Source organism: Streptococcus sp. NSSLK0004, from assembly GCF_059039125.1.
The window spans coordinates 1-21,805 of record NZ_CM180142.1; the positions used below are offsets into that span (position 1 = coordinate 1).

A 21,805-nucleotide genomic window follows, 5' to 3' on the forward strand; every position below is an offset into this window, starting at 1 on the left:
GTGGAAAATGAACAAATTTTTTGGCAACGAGTTTTAGAATTAGCACAAGCCAATCTCAAGCAATCTGCTTTTGAATTCTTTGTTTCTCAGGCAAAACTAATCAGTATTCAAGATAACCAAGCAACTATCTTCTTAGATAGTCCCTTCAAGAAGCTATTTTGGGAAGAGAATTTAAAAGATGTTATCCTTACAGCAGGATTTGAAATCTACAATAATCAGATAAAAATAAATTATCAGTTTTCTGAAGTCAATCTACAGCCTATTCCGCACAAAATTGATGAGAATCCGGTCAATGATTACCAAGTTATTTCGCAGATAGAAACCAATAATCAGCCTATTCACTCAGATATAAAACCCCAGTACAACTTTGCAAACTTTGTTCAAGGTGATAATAACCAATGGGCAAAAGCCGCAGCACTAGCTGTTTCTGATAACCTAGGTGGACTTTACAATCCTCTATTTATCTTTGGAGGACCTGGTCTTGGTAAGACACACTTACTGAATGCGATAGGCAACAAAGTGCTAACAGATAATCCTGTAGCGCGTATAAAATATGTATCTTCTGAAACCTTTATCAACGAGTTTTTGGAGCATCTTCGACTTAATGAAATGGAGAAATTCAAAAAAACCTATCGCAACCTGGATTTGCTCTTGATTGATGACATTCAATCCTTACGCAATAAGGCCTCAACTCAAGAAGAATTTTTCCACACCTTTAATGCCCTGCATGATAAAAATAAACAAATTGTCCTCACAAGTGACCGAAATCCTGATTATCTGGACAATTTGGAAGAACGATTAGTAACACGTTTTAAATGGGGATTGACCAGCGAGATTACACCACCTGATCTGGAGACACGAATCGCTATTCTACGGAATAAATGTGAAGAGTATCCTTACGACTTTACAAATGATACACTTTCTTATCTAGCTGGACAGTTTGATTCTAATGTCCGTGATTTAGAAGGAGCTCTTAAGGATATTCATCTCCTTGCAACTATGCGAAATCTAACAGAGATTACAGTTGATGTCGCTGCTGAGGCCATTCGCTCTCGTAAACAAACTAATCCGCAAAATATCCTCATTTCTATTGAAACAATTCAAAAAGAAGTTGGGAATTTCTACGGTGTCAGCGTCAAGGAATTAAAAGGTGCAAAACGTGTACAAAATATTGTACATGCTCGACAAGTTGCTATGTATCTGGCGCGTGAGATGACTGATAACTCTCTCCCAAAAATAGGGAAAGAATTTGGAAATCGCGATCACACTACTGTTATGCACGCTTATAATAAAATAAAAAGTATGCTTGTAGAAGACGACAATCTAGAGATTGAGTTAACTACAATAAAGAATAAATTACGTTAATGTGGATAACTTTTTCAATTTTAGAGATTTTTTCCACAAGTTGTGAACAAGTTCTTTTCCTTATCCTTCTTGACTTGAAGGGATTTTTCCACAGATTTCACAGATACTACTATTACTATTAACCTTATTATCTATAAAAAAGGAGAATCCATGATTCAATTTTCTATCAACAAAACAGTTTTTCTGCAAGCTCTTAATATAACCAAACGAGCGATCAGTAGTAAAAATGCTATTCCCGTTCTTTCAACAGTTAAGATTGAAGTTTCAACAGATGGAATTACCTTAACAGGTTCGAATGGACAGATTTCAATCGAAAACTTTATCTCAGTTCAAGATGAAAATGCTGGACTTTTGATTTCTTCAACAGGTTCTGTTCTTTTAGAAGCAACTTTCTTTATTAATGTGGTATCAAGTTTACCAGATATTGTTGTGAATTTTAATGAAATAGAGCAGAAGCAAGTTGTATTAACTAGTGGTAAATCAGAAATTACTCTGAAAGGAAAAGAAGCAGAACAATATCCTCGTTTACAGGAAGTACAAACTACAAAACCCTTAGTATTAGAAACAAAGGTTCTTAAACAAACTATTAATGAAACAGCTTTTGCAGCTTCTACACAAGAAAGTCGACCAATTTTAACAGGTGTTCACTTTGTTTTGACTGAAAACAATCAATTAAAAACAGTAGCAACAGATTCTCATCGTATGAGTCAGCGTAAACTACTACTTGAAAAATCTGGGGATAACTTCGATGTCGTTATTCCAAGTCGTTCTTTACGTGAGTTTTCAACAGTTTTTACAGACGAAGTAGAAACTGTTGAGGTTTTCTTCTCTAACAACCAGTTACTCTTCAGAAGTGAACATATCAGTTTTTACACGCGCCTTCTTGAAGGAACATATCCAGATACAGATCGATTGATTCCAGCAGATTTTAATACCGTTGTAGTCTTTGATACGGCTAATCTTCGTCATGCTATGGAGCGTGCTCGTCTTTTGTCAAATGCAACTCAGAACGGTACAGTAAAACTTGAAATTTCTAACGGTTTAGTATCAGCGCATGTTAATTCACCAGAAGTTGGTAAAGTAAATGAAGAATTAGATGTGTTAGAAGTTACTGGTGATAATTTAGTAATTAGTTTTAATCCAAGTTATCTAATTGAAGCATTGAAAGCAACTAGCAGTGAGCAAGTTAAAGTGAGCTTTATTTCAGCAATTCGACCATTCACTATGGTACCAAATATTGAGGGAGAAGATTTTATACAACTGATTACACCTGTTCGTACTAATTAAATTCTTCTAAATTTGACCCGAAAGGGTCTTTTTTTTGGTATACTAGAAAGAAAAATAAATGATATGAATGATAAAATGAAACTATATATATTAGCGAATCCTAAGGCGGGAAGCCAGACAGCAGATAACATTATTGTCAAAATTCGTCGTCAATATCCACAATTTACTCTTCATATTTACAATACTCGCGGAGTTGATGATGAGTACCAACAAATCCAATCAATAATGGAACAGTTTGATACCTATCAGGACAAATTATTGATACTAGGCGGAGATGGGACTTTATCCAAGGCTTTAAAATACCTTCCAGAAACAGTACCTTTTGCTTACTATCCAACTGGATCAGGAAATGATTTTGCGCGTTCTATGGGGATTGAGAGGCTAGAACAGGTTATAGAAGCCCTCCTAACAGATAGAATTCTTCCCATAACAGTTTTGAAAAGTAATTTAGGTATTGTAGTAAATAGTTTGGATATGGGGTACTCGGCTCAAGTGATCGCTTATTCAGTCAATTCTAAGTTAAAAAAATGGTTAAATAGCATTAAACTAGGTAAACTGACTTATTTATTTTTTGGAATTCGTAGCTTGCTAAGCCGTGCTAAATTGACAGTAACAGTGAGTATGGATGGTCAAAAACAAATCTTGGAAGATGTATTTTTCTTATCTTTTGCCAATAACACCTATTTTGGAGGTGGAATTATGATTTGGCCAGATGCTAGTGCGCATCAAAAACAGATTGATCTTGTTTGGTTTAAACGAGGTAACTTAATTCAACGGATTCAAGCACTACTGGACTTACTTTTTAAACGCCATTATCAATCTTCTGTTCTACACCATAGCCATGCTCAGGTAGTTACTGTTGCAGCAAATCAAGAATTAACTTTACAAGTGGATGGAGAATTATGTCAGTCTAAAGAGGTGACCCTATCTTGCCAGCAACGTCAGATTTATCGATAAGGAGAAAGTATGTATCAATTAGGATCATTTGTCGAAATGAAAAAGCCCCATGCCTGTGTCATAAAATCGACCGGCAAGAAGGCCAATAAATGGGAGGTTATCCGTCTAGGAGCGGATATCAAAATCCGTTGTACCAATTGTGACCATGTGGTTATGATGAGCCGGCATGATTTTGAACGAAAAATGAAACAAGTTCTGTCGAGTGAAGCTTAGTTGACAACTTGCAACTGCTGGTTGCGTTACTTGTAGAACTATTGCTAGTAAAGGACTCATATCTAAGTTATACTAAACTTAGAAAAAAGAGGAGGAAATAACTATGACTCTATTAGCACAACAAATCAAGAATTTACGCACAAGTCACCAGCTATCCCAAGATGAGTTGGCAGAGAAACTCTATATTTCCCGTCAGGCTGTTTCCAAGTGGGAAAATGGCGAAGCAACGCCAGATATCGACAAACTGGTCCAGCTGTCAGAAATTTTTGGTGTCAGTCTGGATTATCTGGTTTTAGGAAAAGAACCTGAGAAGGAAATTGTGGTGGAACAACGAGGAAAAATGAATGGTTGGGAATACATGAACGAAGAATCCAAACGACCTCTTACAAGAGGAGATATTATCTCTCATTTTTGTTGCAGTTGTTGTTTTAGGTTCATTTTTCATTATGCATTATTTTTAACGAAGCTTGCCAATCGGCAAGCTTTTTCTCTATTTTTCTGCTATAATAGTCATGATTGAATTTTTAATTGGAGAGTAAAGATATGGCTTTAACAGCAGGAATCGTCGGTTTGCCAAACGTTGGTAAATCAACCCTATTTAACGCAATTACCAAGGCAGGAGCAGAGGCTGCCAACTATCCCTTTGCGACCATTGATCCAAACGTCGGTATGGTAGAAGTGCCTGATGAGCGTTTGCAGAAGTTGACAGAACTCATTACCCCTAAAAAGACAGTTCCAACCACTTTTGAATTTACCGATATTGCCGGTATCGTAAAAGGTGCCTCTAAAGGTGAAGGGCTTGGAAATAAATTCTTGGCCAATATCCGTGAGGTCGACGCCATTGTCCATGTAGTTCGTGCCTTTGACGATGAAAATGTCATGCGTGAACAAGGTCGTGAAGACGCCTTTGTGGATCCAATCGCAGATATTGATACCATTAACCTAGAATTGATTTTGGCGGACCTAGAGAGCATCAACAAACGCTATGCGCGTGTAGAAAAAATGGCCCGTACGCAAAAAGACAAGGATTCTGTCGCAGAATTTGCCGTTCTTGAAAAAATCAAGCCAGTCCTTGAAGACGGAAAATCTGCTCGTACAGTTGACTTCACAGATGAAGAACAAAAAATCGTTAAGCAACTCTTCCTCTTGACCACCAAGCCAGTCCTCTATGTTGCCAACGTCGATGAAGACAAGGTAGCAGATCCTGAGTCTATCAGCTATGTGCAGCAAATCCGTGACTTTGCCGCAACAGAAAATGCAGAGGTAGTCGTTATCTCTGCGCGTGCTGAAGAAGAAATTTCTGAACTAGATGATGAAGATAAGGGTGAATTTTTAGAAGCCCTCGGCTTGACAGAATCTGGCGTGGATAAGTTGACACGTGCTGCTTACCACTTGTTAGGTCTTGGAACCTACTTCACAGCAGGCGAAAAAGAAGTTCGTGCTTGGACCTTCAAACGTGGTATGAAAGCACCACAGTGTGCAGGAATTATCCACTCAGACTTCGAAAAAGGCTTTATCCGTGCTGTCACAATGTCCTATGATGATTTGATTCAATACGGCTCTGAGAAGGCTGTCAAGGAAGCAGGACGCCTTCGTGAAGAAGGAAAAGAGTACGTTGTTCAAGATGGGGACATCATGGAGTTCCGCTTTAACGTATAATAGAAAATTAGGTTGGAAAGAATTTTCCAGCCTTTTGGTATTGTAAGGAGAAAAAATGACACGATTAATCATAGGTCTTGGAAATCCTGGAGACCGCTATTTTGAAACCAAACACAATGTTGGTTTTATGTTATTGGATAAAATTGCCAAACGTGAAAATGTGACCTTTAGTCACGATAAGATTTTTCAAGCTGATATTGCAACTACTTTTATTGATGGTGAAAAAATTTATCTGGTCAAACCAACCACCTTTATGAATGAGTCAGGAAAAGCAGTCCATGCTTTGATGACCTATTATGGCTTGGATGAGACAGATATTCTAGTTGCCTACGATGATTTGGATATGGCAGTTGGGAAAATCCGTTTTCGCCAAAAAGGTTCAGCAGGCGGCCACAATGGAATTAAGTCTATTGTCAAACATATTGGAACGCAAGAATTTGACCGTATCAAGATTGGAATAGGTCGTCCAAAAGGTCAGATGAGTGTTGTCAATCATGTCTTATCAGGATTTGACACAGAAGACCGCATCGAAATTGATCTAGCTTTAGAGAAACTTGACAAGGCTGTCAACTTTTATCTGGAAGAAGACGATTTTGATACCATTATGAGAAAGTTTAATGGCTAATGAATATACTAGATATACTTCACAAGAACAAGCAAATCAATCAATGGCAGTCTGGTTTAAACAAATCAACACGTCAGTTACTATTAGGATTGTCTGGCACCAGTAAGTCATTAGTCATGGCGACTGCCTATGATAGTTTGGCTGAGAAAATAATGATTGTAACGGCTAGTCAGAATGAAGCGGAGAGGTTGGCTACAGATTTATCAGCCATTATAGGTAGTGAGAATATTTACAACTTCTTTACAGATGATAGTCCTATTGCCGAGTTTGTATTTGCTTCAAAGGAACGGACGCAGTCAAGAATTGATAGCTTGAATTTTCTGACCGATCCAACTCAGTCCGGAGTTCTAGTTGTTAGCATGGCTGCTTGTCGCGTTTTATTACCAAGTCCTACAGTTTACAGGAACTCTAAAATTAAGATAGAGATTGGTCAAGAAATTGAAATTGACAAACTTGTAAAGAAACTTGTCAATGTAGGTTACAAAAAAGTTTCCCGTGTTTTGACCAAAGGAGAATTTAGTCAACGTGGTGATATTCTAGATATTTTTGATATGCAAGCAGCATCTCCCTATCGTTTAGGGTTCTTTGGTGATGAAATTGATGGAATCCGTATTTTTGATGTCGATAGTCAAAAGTCTTTAGAGAATCTTGATGAGATTAGTTTAAATCCAGCATCAGATATTATTTTGTCCTCTATTGATTATGAGCGAGCTAGTCAGAAAATCCAAACCTCTATTGACCAGTCTACTAGTGAGGAACAGGAGTCCTATTTACGAGAAGTGTTGGCAGATATGCAGACGGAATATCGTCACCCTGATTTGCGCAAGTTTTTATCCTTTTTGTATGAACAATCATGGACCTTGTTGGATTACTTGCCAAAGGGTTCCCCACTTTTTTTAGATGATTTTCATAAAATAGCTGATAGGCAGGCCCAGTTTGAAAAAGAAGTTGCAGAGCTCTTGACAGATGATTTACAAAAAGGTAAATCTGTGTCAAGTTTGCGCTATTTTGCATCAACTTATTCTGAATTAAGAAAGTACAAACCTGCCACCTTCTTTTCAAGTTTTCAAAAAGGCTTAGGAAATGTTAAATTTGATGCTCTCTATCAATTTACACAACATCCTATGCAGGAATTTTTCCATCAAATTCCTCTCTTGAAAGAAGAATTAGCCCGTTATGCAAAATCCAATAACACGGTCATTATTCAAGCAAGTTCTGAGACAAGTTTACAGACTTTACAAAAATCTTTACAGGAGTATGATATTCAGCTACCTACCTATCCATCGGATAAATTAGTAGAAAGTCAACAACAAGTGACCATTGGTCAGTTAGCTTCTGGATTTCATTTGATGGATGAGAAGTTCGTTCTCATTACTGAAAAAGAGATTTTTAATAAAAAAATTAAGCGTAAGGTCCGTAGAACTAATATTTCTAATGCTGAGCGCATTAAGGACTATAGTGAGCTAGCTGTTGGTGACTATGTCGTTCACCATGTTCACGGGATTGGCCAGTACTTAGGGATAGAAACCATTGAAATTTCAGGCATTCATCGTGATTATGTGACCGTTCAGTATCAAAATGCCGACCGCATTTCCATTCCTGTAGAGCAGATTGATCTCCTTTCCAAATACTTAGCGTCTGATGGAAAAGCTCCAAAAGTTAATAAACTAAACGATGGTCGTTTCCAACGAACCAAGCAAAAAGTTCAGAAGCAGGTAGAGGATATTGCGGATGATTTGATTAAGCTTTACGCTGAACGTAGTCAGTTGAAAGGTTTTGCCTTTTCACCGGATGATGAAAATCAAGTTGAATTTGACAACTACTTTACACATGTGGAAACAGATGATCAACTCCGTTCTATTGATGAAATCAAAAAAGACATGGAAAAAGACTCTCCAATGGATCGCCTGTTAGTAGGAGATGTTGGATTTGGTAAGACAGAAGTAGCCATGCGAGCCGCCTTTAAAGCTGTTAATGATGGCAAGCAAGTAGCTATTCTTGTTCCAACAACTGTTTTAGCCCAGCAACATTATGCTAATTTCCAGGAACGATTTGCTGAATTTCCTGTCAATGTGGATGTTATGAGTCGTTTTAAAACAAAGGCAGAGCAGGAAAAAACGCTTGAGAAGCTAAAAAAAGGCCAAGTTGACATCTTGATTGGTACCCATCGCCTTCTATCAAAAGATGTTGTTTTTGCTGATTTAGGTTTACTGGTTATTGACGAAGAGCAACGGTTTGGTGTCAAGCATAAGGAACGCTTGAAGGAATTAAAAAAGAAGATTGATGTCCTGACCTTGACTGCAACCCCAATTCCTCGTACCTTACAAATGTCTATGTTGGGAATCCGTGATTTATCAGTAATTGAGACGCCACCGACCAATCGCTATCCTGTCCAAACCTATGTCATGGAAACAAATCCTTCCGTTATTCGAGATGCAATGCTTCGTGAGATAGATCGTGGAGGACAGGTTTACTATCTTTACAACAAAGTTGACACCATTGAGCAAAAAGTTTCGGAATTAAAAGAATTAGTTCCAGAAGCAACCATCGGATACGTCCATGGTCAAATGTCGGAAATTCAGCTAGAAAATACCCTTTATGCCTTTGTTGAGGGCGAATATGATATCTTAGTAACCACAACAATCATTGAAACAGGTGTCGACATTCCAAATGCGAATACCTTATTTATTGAAAATGCAGATCATATGGGTCTGTCAACCCTCTATCAACTTCGAGGACGTGTAGGTCGTTCCAGTCGGATTGCCTATGCCTATCTAATGTATCGTCCTGACAAATCCTTAACAGAAGTTGCTGAAAAGCGTTTGGAAGCTATTAAAGGCTTTACAGAACTAGGATCAGGTTTCAAGATTGCTATGCAAGATTTGTCTATTCGTGGAGCGGGGAATATCTTAGGAGCTGCCCAGTCAGGCTTTATCGATTCAGTAGGTTACGAACTTTATTCACAGCTGTTAGAACAGGCAATTTTAGAAAAACAAGGTAAGACAGCCCAACGTCAGAAGAGTAATTCTGAGGTTAATCTACAGATTGATGCCTATTTACCAAGTGATTATATTGCTGACCAACGTCAAAAAATTGAAATCTACAAACGTATTAAGAATATTGACAGTCGTGTAAACTATCAAGAATTACAGGAAGAATTGATTGACCGCTTTGGAGAATATCCAGATGTCGTAGCTTACTTACTTGAAATTGGGCTCCTAAAATCTTATCTGGACCAAGTCTTCTGTCATACAGTTCTAAGACGACAACACCAAGTAATCATTACATTTGAAACAATGGCTGGTCAAATTTTCTTAACGCAGGATTATTTTGAAGCCTTGTCAGTTACTCATTTGAAAGCACAAATATCGGAAAATCAAGGCAAGTTAGCAGTCGTTTTTAACGTTCAACAGAAAAAAGAATATGAAATCTTAGAAGAATTGATTTCTTTTGCTGAAAAACTGCAAGAAATAAAGACAAGAAAGGCAGAATAAATTTCTCAATTAAATGAAAAAATGGTAAAATACTTACTTGAGGTAAAGATATGAGACTAGATAAATATTTAAAAGTTTCTCGCATTATCAAGCGTCGGACAGTTGCAAAGGAAGTTGCTGATAAAGGAAGAATAAAAGTCAATGGTATTTTGGCTAAATCTTCAACAGATTTGAAAGTAAATGATCAGGTTGAAATCCAATTCGGTAACAAACTATTAACTGTTAAAGTCCTTGAAATGAAAGATTCGACTAAAAAAGAAGATGCACTGAAAATGTATGAAATTATCAGTGAAAAAAGGATAGAAAAAGATGAAGAAATCTAATATTCTCCAAATAAATAACCAATATATTCAAGAAGAATTACGTAAAACACTTCTGAATAAGCAAGAAAAAAGTAGAAAAAATCGTTTTATGGGGATGATATTGATTTTGGTTGTTTTTCTCTTTATTCTTCCAACATACAATTTAGTAGAAAGTTACCAGAAACTACAAGAACAAGAAAATCAATTGTCAACACTAGAAGCACGTTATGAGGAATTAAGCAAACAGCAAGAAAAAGAGGCTGCTCTGGTGAAGAAATTAGAAAATGAAGATTACGCAGCAAAATATATTCGTGCAAAGTATCAGTATTCAAAAGAAGATGAATTTATTTATAATATTCCAGGATTGTTACCAAAATGACAGAGAATATCTTACAAGTTGTAGAAAAATTTTTAACTTATTCAGAGACAAAATTAGAAGAATTAGCTGAAAAAAATCAATCGTTGAAGTTAGATGATGAGATAGAAAAGTAGGAAGGAGGGACTATGAAGAAAGTTTTATTAGTTCTTGTCTGTCCTGTACTATTTGCTAGTATTCCTATTGATAGTACAGAAATTCCTTTTGAATTATCAAATCAGAATTATTACCAGTTGACTGCCCAAGTTTTTACTAATGACATTCGTACGATTCCCTCTAATCCGAATGTTTATCATGAAATTTTTACTTATTTTGACAAAGAATTGACAGAAGTTGATGATCAGATTCAACCTAATCAACCATTCACTATCATAGGAGTAGATGTTAATCAAAACAATCAGCTAATATTCCAACTTTCAAATAAAAGTTATATTCAAGCGGACGCTAGTGTTATATATGATGATGTTATTCTCGCTCAAGAAAGTACTAAAGTAACTTATTGGTTAAAAAAAGGTTTTCAAGTTTACTCTAATCCAATCATTAATCAAGGAAAAAAAATCGCTACTACTCAAAAAGCTTATTCTTCGGTTGAAGCGACAGAGATTGTAGACACTCATAGAGGACAATTTGCAAAGATTGAAGGAGTAGGATGGATTAGTACAGATGATCTCTCTTTGACAGATAATCGAATGGAAGCTGTTCAGGAATTGCTCAATAGTCGTTATCAAAATGCTACTAATATTTCAGTTTATGTAAAACAACTGTCAACTCAAAATACGGCAGGTGTTCATCAAGATAGAATGATGTATGCTGCTAGTGTTACAAAGTTAGCTACACTATATTATGTACAACACCAACTAGACCAAGGTAAGTATCAACTGTCACAAGGTTTACAATATGTGAAACAAACAGAGGAATTCAAAGGTGCTTACATTCCAACAGGAAGCGGTAGTATTGTTAAAAATCCTGATAATATCCATTATCGCATTGATGATTTAATCAATCGAGTAGCAAAAGAATCAGACAATGTGGCCAGTAATATTCTTGCTTACTATATAACTAACCAGTTTGATGATGATTTTACTAAGACAATTACGGATATTACAGGACAAAGATGGGATATGGAGAACCGGCAAGCCAATGCTAAAATGGCTGGTCAACTCATGGAAGAAATTTACTATCAAGGAGGGTATGTCTTGGGAAGTTTACAATCCACGAACTTTGATAACCAACGAATTTCTCGAGATATAAATACGACGGTTGCTCACAAAATAGGAGATGCTTATGACTTTAGGCACGACGTGGCAATTATTTATGCCGATTCTCCATTTGTGTTATCCATTTTTACTGAAAATTCAACTTATGATATGATTTCTCAAATAGCAAATGATGTTTATGGTATTTTAAAATGATGGAAGAAAAGTTTTTAAAAGTGACACAAGCTGGTCACTTTTTTGATAAACATAATCGAGTATTGATTGCTGTTTCAGGCGGAAAAGACTCAATGAATCTCTTAAATTGTCTGTTTATCAATAAATCGAAGTTAGATATCGAGTTAGGTATTGCCCATGTTAACCATAAGCAACGTCCGGAATCGGATGAGGAAGAAGCATATTTAATAAAATGGGCTAACCAACACAATATCCCTATATACAATAAAAGTTTTACAGGAAAATTTTCTGAGAAAAATGCTCGTGATTTTCGTTATCACTTTTTTGCTGACATTATGGAAAAAGAAGGTTTTTCTGCCTTAGTGACCGCACATCATGCTGATGATCAAGCAGAAACCATTTTTATGCGTATGCTACGAGGGAGTCGATTGATTCATCTAGGTGCCATGCAGTCTGTTCAGGAATTTGCGAATGGACAATTGATTCGCCCTTTCCTCTCATTAAAAAAAGAAGAACTGGATACTCTATTTCATTTTGAAGATATTAGTAATAGCTCAGATACCTACCTTCGAAATCGCATACGACACCAGTATATTCCTCAATTAAAAAAAGAAAATCCCAAATTTTCTCAGGCTTTGATTGACTTAGGTCAGGAAAGTCAATTGTTATACCAAGCGTTTAAAGATTTAACAGTCAATCTTGATATAACTGATTTATCAGTGTTTCATCAATTGACTCCTGCTGTCCAATTTTTCTCTCTCCAAACATACCTAGAAAATTTTCCAGATTTACAATTGACAAAATCCCATTTTGAAGAAGTATTAGCTATTTTGCGCAATAAAGCTAATTATTATCATCCCCTAAAAAATGGATATTTCTTACAAAAAGATTATCAAAGTTTTAAAATTGAAAAAATGAGTCCTCAGACCGATAGGAAACTTCAGTCTCACATGGTAAAATCAGAGGGAATTTTTCATTTTTCAGATTATATTCTTTCTATTAATCAAGCTATTGAAAATCCAGATCAAATTATATACCTTCAACAGCACTTTCCTATCATTATAAGAGGGCGTAGAATAGCAGACAGGATTCAGGTCAATGGTTTAGAAAAAAAAGTCAGCCGTTATTTTATTGACCAAAAAATCCCACAATCTCTTCGTGACGCCACACCACTTGTGGAACAAGATGGAAAAATCTATGGAATTTTTAATATCGTTGCTAGTGATTTGAGTAAATCTTTGAAAAATGATATAATGAAGTTTACATTATATATAAAACGAAAGAAGTAAAAATATGTTGGAAAAAGACATCAAAAAGGTTTTGATTACAGAGGAAGAAATCGCAACAAAAGCTAGGGAACTAGGTAAAGTATTAACAGAAGAATATGCAGGTAAGAACCCTATCTTAATCGGAATTTTAAAAGGTTCTATTCCGTTTATGGCTGAATTAATCAAACATATAGATACTCATATTGAGACGGATTATATGGTAGTTTCTAGCTATCATGGTGGAACAGAAAGTAGTGGTACAGTTAAAATTATAAAGGATTTAGATAGTAGTGTAGCTGGTCGTCATATTCTTTTTATAGAAGATATTATTGATACAGGCCGCACGCTTAAAGAACTTCGTGAACTTTTCGCATTGCGCCAACCTGCTTCAATAAAAATTGCAACTTTACTGGATAAACCAGAGGGCCGTGTTGTTGAAATTGAAGCAGATTATTCCTGTTTTACTATTCCAAATGAATTTGTGGTTGGATTTGGTTTAGATTACAATGAAAATTATCGCAATTTACCATATGTAGGTATTTTGAAAGAAGAAGTATATACAAACTAGAAAAAGGTCACTAGATTATTTATGAACAATCAACAGAATAGAGGATTTATTCGAAATCCTTTTCTCATTATTTTAATTATAGCTACTTTAATTACAGGATATCAGTTTGTCAGTGCTGGTCGACAAACATCCAGTCAGGAAATTAGTTACTCTCAGGTAATTGAAGAACTAAAAGCAAATAATGTAAAAGAACTAACTTATCAACCAGATGGTAGTATTATTACTATCTCGGGAGTTTATAAAGAAGCTAAAAAGACAAAAAATGAAGTAGCAAGCGCTATTAAGTTATTTGAAGTTTCAGGGACAACAACCTATAACAATTTTAATTCTATTACTTTAGCATCTGAAACCACTCTTGCAGAACTACAGACACTGGCAAGTGAAAACAATATAGAAGTGACTGTTAAACAAGAAAGTTCTAATAGTATATGGTTAAGTTTACTAATTAATATCGTTCCTTTAGTTATCATCGGTGTATTTTTAATGATGATGATGAATCAAGGGGGAAATGGCGCTCGAGGCGCTATGAACTTTGGTCGTAATAAAGCTAAGGCTTTAGAACAAAGTAAAGTAAAAGTTCGCTTTTCTGATGTTGCAGGTGCAGAAGAAGAAAAACAAGAATTAGTAGAAGTTGTAGAATTTTTAAAAGATCCAAAGCGTTTTACTAAACTTGGTGCGCGTATTCCAGCAGGTGTCTTACTAGAAGGCCCTCCTGGAACAGGTAAAACTCTCTTAGCAAAAGCAGTAGCTGGTGAAGCAGGTGTGCCATTTTTCTCTATTTCAGGGTCAGATTTTGTAGAAATGTTTGTCGGTGTCGGAGCTAGTCGTGTTCGTTCTTTGTTTGAGGATGCAAAAAAAGCTGCACCTGCTATTATCTTTATCGACGAAATCGATGCTGTTGGTCGCCAACGTGGCGTAGGCATGGGTGGCGGTAATGATGAACGTGAGCAAACCCTCAACCAGCTTTTGATTGAAATGGATGGTTTTGAAGGCAATGAAGGTATTATTGTCATTGCAGCAACCAACCGTAGTGACGTTCTTGATCCAGCCCTTCTTCGTCCAGGACGTTTTGACCGTAAAGTATTAGTTGGTCGTCCAGATGTCAAAGGACGTGAAGCTATTCTCAAAGTTCATGCCAAAAATAAACCGTTGGCTGATGATGTTGATTTAAAATTGGTTGCCCAACAAACACCAGGATTTGTCGGTGCAGATTTGGAAAATGTCCTCAATGAAGCAGCATTAGTTGCAGCACGCCGAAATAAAGCGAAGATTGACGCATCCGATATCGATGAAGCTGAAGATCGGGTTATAGCCGGTCCTTCCAAGAAAGACCGTCAAATTTCAGCCAAAGAACGCGAAATCGTTGCTTACCATGAAGCAGGACATACCATTGTCGGACTTGTTCTATCAAATGCTCGCGAAGTACATAAGGTTACAATTGTTCCGCGTGGTCGAGCAGGCGGATACATGATTGCGCTTCCTAAAGAAGACCAAATGCTTCTCTCAAAAGAAGATATGAAAGAGCAATTGGCTGGACTCATGGGTGGTCGTGTTGCAGAAGAAATTATTTTTAATACTCAAACGACAGGTGCTTCAAATGACTTTGAGCAAGCAACTCAAATGGCACGTGCTATGGTCGCTGAGTACGGTATGAGTGAAAAAATGGGGCCAATGCAATATGAAGGCAGCCATGCTATGTTTGGTGGACAAACAACTCAAAAATATATTTCAGAACAAACTGCTTATGAATTGGATACGGAAGTTCGTGGTTTATTGACTGAAGCACACAACAAAGCAGCGGAAATCATTCAAGATAACCGTGAGAAACATCAGCTTATTGCAGAAGCTCTTCTTAAATATGAAACCCTAGACAGTATTCAAATTAAAGCTTTATATGAAACAGGTCAAATGCCAACTGAAACAGAAGAAAATGATGAAGAAGTTCGCCCTCTATCATATGAAGAAGTCAAAGAGAAAATGTCTGAAGAAAAGTAACTTCTCTTAATAACCAATAGATTGATTTTAGATTGAAGAAAAAATTATTGTTTTTTCTTCAATCTTTTTTTTTATTCCAAAAAGTAGCATAGAAATAATAAATGCCATGGTCTATTCATATTTTGAGTTCAGTCTGTGCATTAGTATAGCTGCAGTATAACTATTAGAAAAAATGATTTAGGGAACAAAGAACATAGATATTTAGATGACAAAAATGTCCTTTTCATCTAGTAAAGAGATAGGGTAGACTAATGTTATCTAAACGAATAAAGGAGCTATACGAATGGAATTTTCACACATATATGCCAAGGTTAGGGGTATTGTCCATAAGGCGCGCAAGGATTATTACATAAAATTGTGGGAAAGAGAAGATTGGGAACAAGAGGGTATGCTAATACTCCATTAATTACTCTTGCGTCACCCTGATTTAGTGAAGCAAGAGCGTCAACTATATTGCTACTTCAAGGTCAAGTTTCGGAATCATATAAAGGATTTAGTTCGTAAACAAGAAAGTCAAAAACGTCAATTCGATCGGATGCCGCATGAAGATATTCATGATTTATCTCATATGATTGGCAGTCCAGGTCTCCTCAATGATGAGTTGATAGTATTACGTGAAAGGCTCAGTTCATATCGGGCACAACTCAGTCCCTCCCAAGAAGAACAATATAACCAGCTGATTAGTGGTCGTAGTTTCAAAGGGCGTCGCCAAATGCTTCGGGAGTTAGAAGAGCACTTATCAGATTTCCGAGGATGAATAATCCATTTTCAGACAGAGGAAGCATTATAGAACGAAGGGAATCGAAATGATTATACTCTTTCAATTTCTAGATTCCCTAGTTCTCTTCAGCCCATCGCTAGAAAAACAAAAAAAGTTTAAAAAAAGTCAAAAAAGGTGTTGACAAGAAAAATGGAGTCTGATATACTGATATAGTTGTCGCTTGAGAGAGCGGTAGACAAGACCTTTGAAAATTAAAGAAGACGAACCAAACGTGCAGGGTGATTTATCTAAAGGATAAATCGTCAATGACAAAACAAAACAATAAAACGGAAAGCTAGTCATAGCTTGAGTTTGAATCAAAACTTTTTATGAGAGTTTGATCCTGGCTCAGGACGAACGCTGGCGGCGTGCCTAATACATGCAAGTGGAACGCACTTATTTCACCGGAGCTTGCTCCACCGAGATAAGTGAGTCGCGAACGGGTGAGTAACGCGTAGGTAACCTGCCTCATAGCGGGGGATAACTATTGGAAACGATAGCTAATACCGCATAACAGTATTTACTGCATGGTAGATGCTTGAAAGAAGCAACTGCTTCACTATGAGATGGACCTGCGTTGTATTAGCTAGTTGGTGGGGTAACGGCTCACCAAGGCTTCGATACATAGCCGACCTGAGAGGGTGATCGGCCACACTGGGACTGAGACACGGCCCAGACTCCTACGGGAGGCAGCAGTAGGGAATCTTCGGCAATGGGGGCAACCCTGACCGAGCAACGCCGCGTGAGTGAAGAAGGTTTTCGGATCGTAAAGCTCTGTTGTAAGAGAAGAACGTGTGTGAGAGTGGAAAGTTCACACAGTGACGGTATCTTACCAGAAAGGGACGGCTAACTACGTGCCAGCAGCCGCGGTAATACGTAGGTCCCAAGCGTTGTCCGGATTTATTGGGCGTAAAGCGAGCGCAGGCGGTTTGATAAGTCTGAAGTAAAAGGCTGTGGCTTAACCATAGTACGCTTTGGAAACTGTCAAACTTGAGTGCAGAAGGGGAGAGTGGAATTCCATGTGTAGCGGTGAAATGCGTAGATATATGGAGGAACACCGGTGGCGAAAGCGGCTCTCTGGTCTGTAACTGACGCTGAGGCTCGAAAGCGTGGGGAGCGAACAGGATTAGATACCCTGGTAGTCCACGCCGTAAACGATGAGTGCTAGGTGTTGGGTCCTTTCCGGGACTCAGTGCCGCAGCTAACGCATTAAGCACTCCGCCTGGGGAGTACGACCGCAAGGTTGAAACTCAAAGGAATTGACGGGGGCCCGCACAAGCGGTGGAGCATGTGGTTTAATTCGAAGCAACGCGAAGAACCTTACCAGGTCTTGACATCCCGATGACCGCCCTAGAGATAGGGTTTCTCTTCGGAGCATCGGTGACAGGTGGTGCATGGTTGTCGTCAGCTCGTGTCGTGAGATGTTGGGTTAAGTCCCGCAACGAGCGCAACCCCTATTGTTAGTTGCCATCATTCAGTTGGGCACTCTAGCGAGACTGCCGGTAATAAACCGGAGGAAGGTGGGGATGACGTCAAATCATCATGCCCCTTATGACCTGGGCTACACACGTGCTACAATGGCTGGTACAACGAGTCGCAAGTCGGTGACGGCAAGCTAATCTCTTAAAGCCAGTCTCAGTTCGGATTGTAGGCTGCAACTCGCCTACATGAAGTCGGAATCGCTAGTAATCGCGGATCAGCACGCCGCGGTGAATACGTTCCCGGGCCTTGTACACACCGCCCGTCACACCACGAGAGTTTGTAACACCCGAAGTCGGTGAGGTAACCATTTAGGAGCCAGCCGCCTAAGGTGGGATAGATGATTGGGGTGAAGTCGTAACAAGGTAGCCGTATCGGAAGGTGCGGCTGGATCACCTCCTTTCTAAGGAAATGGAACCTGTACGTTAGTCTTCTTTAATTTTGAGAGGTCTTGTGGGGCCTTAGCTCAGCTGGGAGAGCGCCTGCTTTGCACGCAGGAGGTCAGCGGTTCGATCCCGCTAGGCTCCATTAACAACGAAAGTTGTTAAACTTGTCCATTGAAAATTGAATATCTATCAAACATTCCTAAACGTATGTAACAGTACGTATAGAAATAGTAACAAGAAAATAAACCGAAAACGCTGTGAATATTTAATGAGTTTTCTAATTTTAAAAAAATTAGGTTAATAAGGTTAAGTTAATAAGGGCGCACGGTGGATGCCTTGGCACTAGAAGCCGAAGAAGGACGTGACTAACGACGAAATGCCTTGGGGAGCTGTAAGTAAGCAATGATCCAGGGGTGTCCGAATGGGGGAACCCGGCAGGTTGATGCCTGTCACCCATCACTGTTAAGGTGGTGAGGAGGAAGACGCAGTGAACTGAAACATCTAAGTAGCTGCAGGAAGAGAAAGCAAAAGCGATTGCCTTAGTAGCGGCGAGCGAAACGGCAGGAGGGCAAACCAGAGAGTTTACTCTCTGGGGTTGTAGGACTGCAATGTGGACTTAAAGATTATAGAAGAACTACCTGGGAAGGTAGGCCAAAGAGAGTAATAGCCTCGTATTCGAAATAGTCTTTATACCTAGCAGTATCCTGAGTACGGCGAGACACGCGAAATCTCGTCGGAATCTGGGAGGACCATCTCCCAACCCTAAATACTCTCTAGTGACCGATAGTGAACCAGTACCGTGAGGGAAAGGTGAAAAGTACCCCGGAAGGGGAGTGAAATAGAACCTGAAACCGTGTGCCTACAACAAGTTCGAGCCCGTTAATGGGTGAGAGCGTGCCTTTTGTAGAATGAACCGGCGAGTTACGATATGATGCGAGGTTAAGTTGAAGAGACGGAGCCGTAGGGAAACCGAGTCTTAATAGGGCGGATTAGTATTATGTCGTAGACCCGAAACCATGTGACCTACCCATGAGCAGGTTGAAGGTGCGGTAAGACGCACTGGAGGACCGAACCAGGGCACGTTGAAAAGTGCTTGGATGACTTGTGGGTAGCGGAGAAATTCCAAACGAACTTGGAGATAGCTGGTTCTCTCCGAAATAGCTTTAGGGCTAGCGTCGATATGTAAGAATCTTGGAGGTAGAGCACTGTTTGGATGAGGGGGCCATCTCGGTTTACTGATTTCAGATAAACTCCGAATGCCAATGATTCATGATCGGCAGTCAGACTGCGAGTGCTAAGATCCGTAGTCGAAAGGGAAACAGCCCAGACCACCAGCTAAGGTCCCAAAATAATTGTTAAGTGGAAAAGGATGTGGGGTTGCACAGACAACTAGGATGTTAGCTTAGAAGCAGCTATTCATTCAAAGAGTGCGTAATAGCTCACTAGTCGAGTGACCCTGCGCCGAAAATGTACCGGGGCTAAAACAATTTACCGAAGCTGTGGATAACACTAAGGTGTTATGGTAGGAGAGCGTTCTATGTGTGAAGAAGGTATACCGTGAGGAGTGCTGGAACGCATAGAAGTGAGAATGCCGGTATGAGTAGCGCAAGATGGGTGAGAATCCCATCCACCGTAAGACTAAGGTTTCCAGGGGAAGGCTCGTCCGCCCTGGGTTAGTCGGGACCTAAGGAGAGACCGAAGGGTGTATCCGATGGCCAACAGGTTGATATTCCTGTACTAGAGTATGAAGTGATGGAGGGACGCAGTAGGCTAACTAAAGCGGGCGATTGGAAGAGCCCGTCTAAGCAGTGAGGTGTGATATGAGTCAAATGCTTGTATCTATAACATTGAGCTGTGATGGGGAGCGAAGTTAAGTAGCGAAGTTAGTGACGTCACACTGCCGAGAAAAGCTTCTAGCGATGTATCATACTCTACCCGTACCGCAAACCGACACAGGTAGTCGAGGCGAGTAGCCTCAGGTGAGCGAGAGAACTCTCGTTAAGGAACTCGGCAAAATGACCCCGTAACTTCGGGAGAAGGGGTGCTCAGCTAGACTGAGCCGCAGTGAATAGGCCCAAGCAACTGTTTATCAAAAACACAGCTCTCTGCTAAATCGTAAGATGATGTATAGGGGGTGACGCCTGCCCGGTGCTGGAAGGTTAAGAGGAGGGTTTAGCGCAAGCGAAGATCTGAATTGAAGCCCCAGTAAACGGCGGCCGTAACTATAACGGTCCTAAGGTAGCGAAATTCCTTGTCGGGTAAGTTCCGACCCGCACGAAAGGCGTAATGATTTGGGCACTGTCTCAACGAGAGACTCGGTGAAATTTTAGTACCTGTGAAGATGCAGGTTACCCGCGACAGGACGGAAAGACCCCATGGAGCTTTACTGCAGTTTGATATTGAGTATCTGTACCGCATGTACAGGATAGGTAGGAGCCATTGAAGTCGGGACGTCAGTTTCGACGGAGGCGTTGTTGGGATACTACCCTTGTGTTATGGCTACTCTAACCCAGATAGGTTATCCCTATCGGAGACAGTGTCTGACGGGCAGTTTGACTGGGGCGGTCGCCTCCTAAAAGGTAACGGAGGCGCCCAAAGGTTCCCTCAGACTGGTTGGAAATCAGTCGCAGAGTGTAAAGGTATAAGGGAGCTTGACTGCGAGAGCTACAACTCGAGCAGGGACGAAAGTCGGGCTTAGTGATCCGGTGGTTCCGTATGGAAGGGCCATCGCTCAACGGATAAAAGCTACCCTGGGGATAACAGGCTTATCTCCCCCAAGAGTTCACATCGACGGGGAGGTTTGGCACCTCGATGTCGGCTCGTCGCATCCTGGGGCTGTAGTCGGTCCCAAGGGTTGGGCTGTTCGCCCATTAAAGCGGCACGCGAGCTGGGTTCAGAACGTCGTGAGACAGTTCGGTCCCTATCCGTCGCGGGCGTAGGAAATTTGAGAGGATCTGCTCCTAGTACGAGAGGACCAGAGTGGACTTACCGCTGGTGTACCAGTTGTCTCGCCAGAGGCATCGCTGGGTAGCTATGTAGGGAAGGGATAAACGCTGAAAGCATCTAAGTGTGAAACCCACCTCAAGATGAGATTTCCCATAACTTTATGTTAGTAAGAGCCCTGAGAGAAGATCAGGTAGATAGGTTGGAAGTGGAAGTGTGGCGACACATGTAGCGGACCAATACTAATCGCTCGAGGACTTATCCAAAGTAAGTAATGAAGGCGTTAAAAATTCTGTATGAAAATAGGAAACTGAGGCAGAGTCAACAGACTCTAGGAAGTTTATCTTTTTCACTAAGAATTTAGCCTGAATACAATTACTCACCAGTCAATATTGACAAGCGTGGTTAATCTTGTTAGAATATAGATATTCAATTTTGAGTTGACAAGACTCAATAGTTAAGTGACGATAGCCTAGGAGATACACCTGTACCCATGCCGAACACAGCAGTTAAGCCCTAGCACGCCTGAAGTAGTTGGGGGTTGCCCCCTGTGAGATAAGGGAGTCGCTTAGCGAAAGGGAGTTTAGCTCAGCTGGGAGAGCATCTGCCTTACAAGCAGAGGGTCAGCGGTTCGATCCCGTTAACTCCCATAGGTCCCGTAGTGTAGCGGTTATCACGTCGCCCTGTCACGGCGAAGATCGCGGGTTCGATTCCCGTCGGGACCGTTCAATTTAAAA

General features: G+C 39.7%; 14 protein-coding genes, 3 tRNA genes, 3 rRNA genes and 2 pseudogenes. All 22 read left to right on the forward strand.

The window, feature by feature from the left end:
* The 22 genes and pseudogenes from dnaA (at window position 1) to AC4CS8_RS00110 (ending at window position 21,793) form a co-directional block, all read left to right on the forward strand.
* Window positions 1–1,365 carry a chromosomal replication initiator protein DnaA gene (dnaA, locus tag AC4CS8_RS00005; protein ID WP_493893044.1) on the forward strand — a complete coding sequence of 455 codons (1,365 nt, stop codon included), beginning with the start codon at window positions 1–3 and terminating at the stop codon, window positions 1,363–1,365.
* 150 nt (window positions 1,366–1,515) lie between these two features.
* Entirely contained in the window at window positions 1,516–2,652 is a 1,137-nt protein-coding gene (gene dnaN, locus AC4CS8_RS00010; protein ID WP_493893045.1) for a DNA polymerase III subunit beta, read from the forward strand.
* A 75-nt stretch (window positions 2,653–2,727) separates the two neighbouring features.
* Window positions 2,728–3,609 carry a diacylglycerol/lipid kinase family protein gene (locus tag AC4CS8_RS00015; protein WP_493893046.1) on the forward strand — a complete coding sequence of 294 codons (882 nt, stop codon included), beginning with the start codon at window positions 2,728–2,730 and terminating at the stop codon, window positions 3,607–3,609.
* A gap of 9 nt (window positions 3,610–3,618) precedes the next feature.
* The gene (locus tag AC4CS8_RS00020) at window positions 3,619–3,822 is read left to right on the forward strand and encodes a DUF951 domain-containing protein (protein ID WP_493893047.1); all 204 of its coding nucleotides are present in this window, start codon (window positions 3,619–3,621) and stop codon (window positions 3,820–3,822) included.
* A gap of 103 nt (window positions 3,823–3,925) precedes the next feature.
* Window positions 3,926–4,283, forward strand: a pseudogene (locus AC4CS8_RS00025) (helix-turn-helix domain-containing protein).
* An 82-nt stretch (window positions 4,284–4,365) separates the two neighbouring features.
* Complete coding sequence (gene ychF, locus AC4CS8_RS00030) at window positions 4,366–5,481, forward strand: redox-regulated ATPase YchF (protein ID WP_014637241.1); 1,116 nt, start codon at window positions 4,366–4,368, stop codon at window positions 5,479–5,481.
* A 55-nt stretch (window positions 5,482–5,536) separates the two neighbouring features.
* Complete coding sequence (gene pth / locus AC4CS8_RS00035) at window positions 5,537–6,106, forward strand: aminoacyl-tRNA hydrolase (protein ID WP_493893048.1); 570 nt, start codon at window positions 5,537–5,539, stop codon at window positions 6,104–6,106.
* Window positions 6,106–9,600 (forward strand): transcription-repair coupling factor, encoded by a 3,495-nt coding sequence (gene mfd, locus AC4CS8_RS00040; RefSeq protein WP_493893049.1) that lies wholly within the window; start codon window positions 6,106–6,108, stop codon window positions 9,598–9,600. The genes pth and mfd overlap by 1 nt, the downstream gene beginning before the upstream one ends.
* 50 nt (window positions 9,601–9,650) lie before the next feature.
* Window positions 9,651–9,923 carry an RNA-binding S4 domain-containing protein gene (locus tag AC4CS8_RS00045; protein ID WP_004194330.1) on the forward strand — a complete coding sequence of 91 codons (273 nt, stop codon included), beginning with the start codon at window positions 9,651–9,653 and terminating at the stop codon, window positions 9,921–9,923.
* Complete coding sequence (locus AC4CS8_RS00050; RefSeq protein ID WP_493893050.1) at window positions 9,910–10,281, forward strand: FtsB family cell division protein; 372 nt, start codon at window positions 9,910–9,912, stop codon at window positions 10,279–10,281. The genes AC4CS8_RS00045 and AC4CS8_RS00050 overlap by 14 nt, the downstream gene beginning before the upstream one ends.
* Window positions 10,278–10,394, forward strand: a complete 117-nt coding sequence (locus AC4CS8_RS00055) for an SP_0009 family protein (RefSeq protein WP_493893051.1) — start codon at window positions 10,278–10,280, stop codon at window positions 10,392–10,394. The genes AC4CS8_RS00050 and AC4CS8_RS00055 overlap by 4 nt, the downstream gene beginning before the upstream one ends.
* 12 nt (window positions 10,395–10,406) lie before the next feature.
* Window positions 10,407–11,690: a serine hydrolase gene (locus AC4CS8_RS00060; protein WP_493893052.1), complete on the forward strand. Its 1,284-nt coding sequence runs from the start codon at window positions 10,407–10,409 to the stop codon at window positions 11,688–11,690.
* Window positions 11,687–12,958 carry a tRNA lysidine(34) synthetase TilS gene (gene tilS / locus AC4CS8_RS00065; protein WP_493893053.1) on the forward strand — a complete coding sequence of 424 codons (1,272 nt, stop codon included), beginning with the start codon at window positions 11,687–11,689 and terminating at the stop codon, window positions 12,956–12,958. The genes AC4CS8_RS00060 and tilS overlap by 4 nt, the downstream gene beginning before the upstream one ends.
* 4 nt (window positions 12,959–12,962) lie before the next feature.
* The gene (gene hpt, locus AC4CS8_RS00070) at window positions 12,963–13,505 is read left to right on the forward strand and encodes a hypoxanthine phosphoribosyltransferase (RefSeq protein WP_493893054.1); all 543 of its coding nucleotides are present in this window, start codon (window positions 12,963–12,965) and stop codon (window positions 13,503–13,505) included.
* 21 nt (window positions 13,506–13,526) lie between these two features.
* A complete protein-coding gene (ftsH, locus tag AC4CS8_RS00075) occupies window positions 13,527–15,500 on the forward strand; it encodes an ATP-dependent zinc metalloprotease FtsH (RefSeq protein WP_493893055.1) in 1,974 nt (657 codons plus the stop codon).
* A 283-nt stretch (window positions 15,501–15,783) separates the two neighbouring features.
* Window positions 15,784–16,257: pseudogene (locus AC4CS8_RS00080) on the forward strand (sigma-70 family RNA polymerase sigma factor).
* Window positions 16,258–16,585: 328 nt separating this feature from the next.
* Window positions 16,586–18,142: ribosomal RNA gene (locus tag AC4CS8_RS00085) — 16S ribosomal RNA — on the forward strand.
* Between the two features lie 52 nt (window positions 18,143–18,194).
* Window positions 18,195–18,267, forward strand: a tRNA-Ala gene (locus AC4CS8_RS00090).
* A 162-nt stretch (window positions 18,268–18,429) separates the two neighbouring features.
* Window positions 18,430–21,334 (forward strand): 23S ribosomal RNA (locus AC4CS8_RS00095).
* A gap of 191 nt (window positions 21,335–21,525) precedes the next feature.
* Window positions 21,526–21,641 (forward strand): 5S ribosomal RNA (rrf, locus tag AC4CS8_RS00100).
* Together the 16S, 23S and 5S rRNA genes with 3 tRNA genes alongside form the textbook arrangement of a ribosomal RNA operon.
* A 4-nt stretch (window positions 21,642–21,645) precedes the next feature.
* A tRNA-Val gene (locus tag AC4CS8_RS00105) sits at window positions 21,646–21,718 on the forward strand.
* A gap of 2 nt (window positions 21,719–21,720) precedes the next feature.
* Window positions 21,721–21,793: transfer RNA gene (locus tag AC4CS8_RS00110), tRNA-Asp, on the forward strand.
* Window positions 21,794–21,805: the final 12 nt, after the last annotated feature.

Coding starts and splice junctions, on each gene's coding strand:
- dnaN (WP_493893045.1), top strand. CDS start 1,516: ATGATTCAATTTTCTATCAACAAAACAGTTTTTCTGCAAGCTCTTAAT.
- AC4CS8_RS00015 (WP_493893046.1), top strand. CDS start 2,728: ATGAAACTATATATATTAGCGAATCCTAAGGCGGGAAGCCAGACAGCA.
- AC4CS8_RS00020 (WP_493893047.1), top strand. CDS start 3,619: ATGTATCAATTAGGATCATTTGTCGAAATGAAAAAGCCCCATGCCTGT.
- ychF (WP_014637241.1), top strand. CDS start 4,366: ATGGCTTTAACAGCAGGAATCGTCGGTTTGCCAAACGTTGGTAAATCA.
- pth (WP_493893048.1), top strand. CDS start 5,537: ATGACACGATTAATCATAGGTCTTGGAAATCCTGGAGACCGCTATTTT.
- mfd (WP_493893049.1), top strand. CDS start 6,106: ATGAATATACTAGATATACTTCACAAGAACAAGCAAATCAATCAATGG.
- AC4CS8_RS00045 (WP_004194330.1), top strand. CDS start 9,651: ATGAGACTAGATAAATATTTAAAAGTTTCTCGCATTATCAAGCGTCGG.
- AC4CS8_RS00050 (WP_493893050.1), top strand. CDS start 9,910: ATGAAGAAATCTAATATTCTCCAAATAAATAACCAATATATTCAAGAA.
- AC4CS8_RS00055 (WP_493893051.1), top strand. CDS start 10,278: ATGACAGAGAATATCTTACAAGTTGTAGAAAAATTTTTAACTTATTCA.
- AC4CS8_RS00060 (WP_493893052.1), top strand. CDS start 10,407: ATGAAGAAAGTTTTATTAGTTCTTGTCTGTCCTGTACTATTTGCTAGT.
- tilS (WP_493893053.1), top strand. CDS start 11,687: ATGATGGAAGAAAAGTTTTTAAAAGTGACACAAGCTGGTCACTTTTTT.
- hpt (WP_493893054.1), top strand. CDS start 12,963: ATGTTGGAAAAAGACATCAAAAAGGTTTTGATTACAGAGGAAGAAATC.
- ftsH (WP_493893055.1), top strand. CDS start 13,527: ATGAACAATCAACAGAATAGAGGATTTATTCGAAATCCTTTTCTCATT.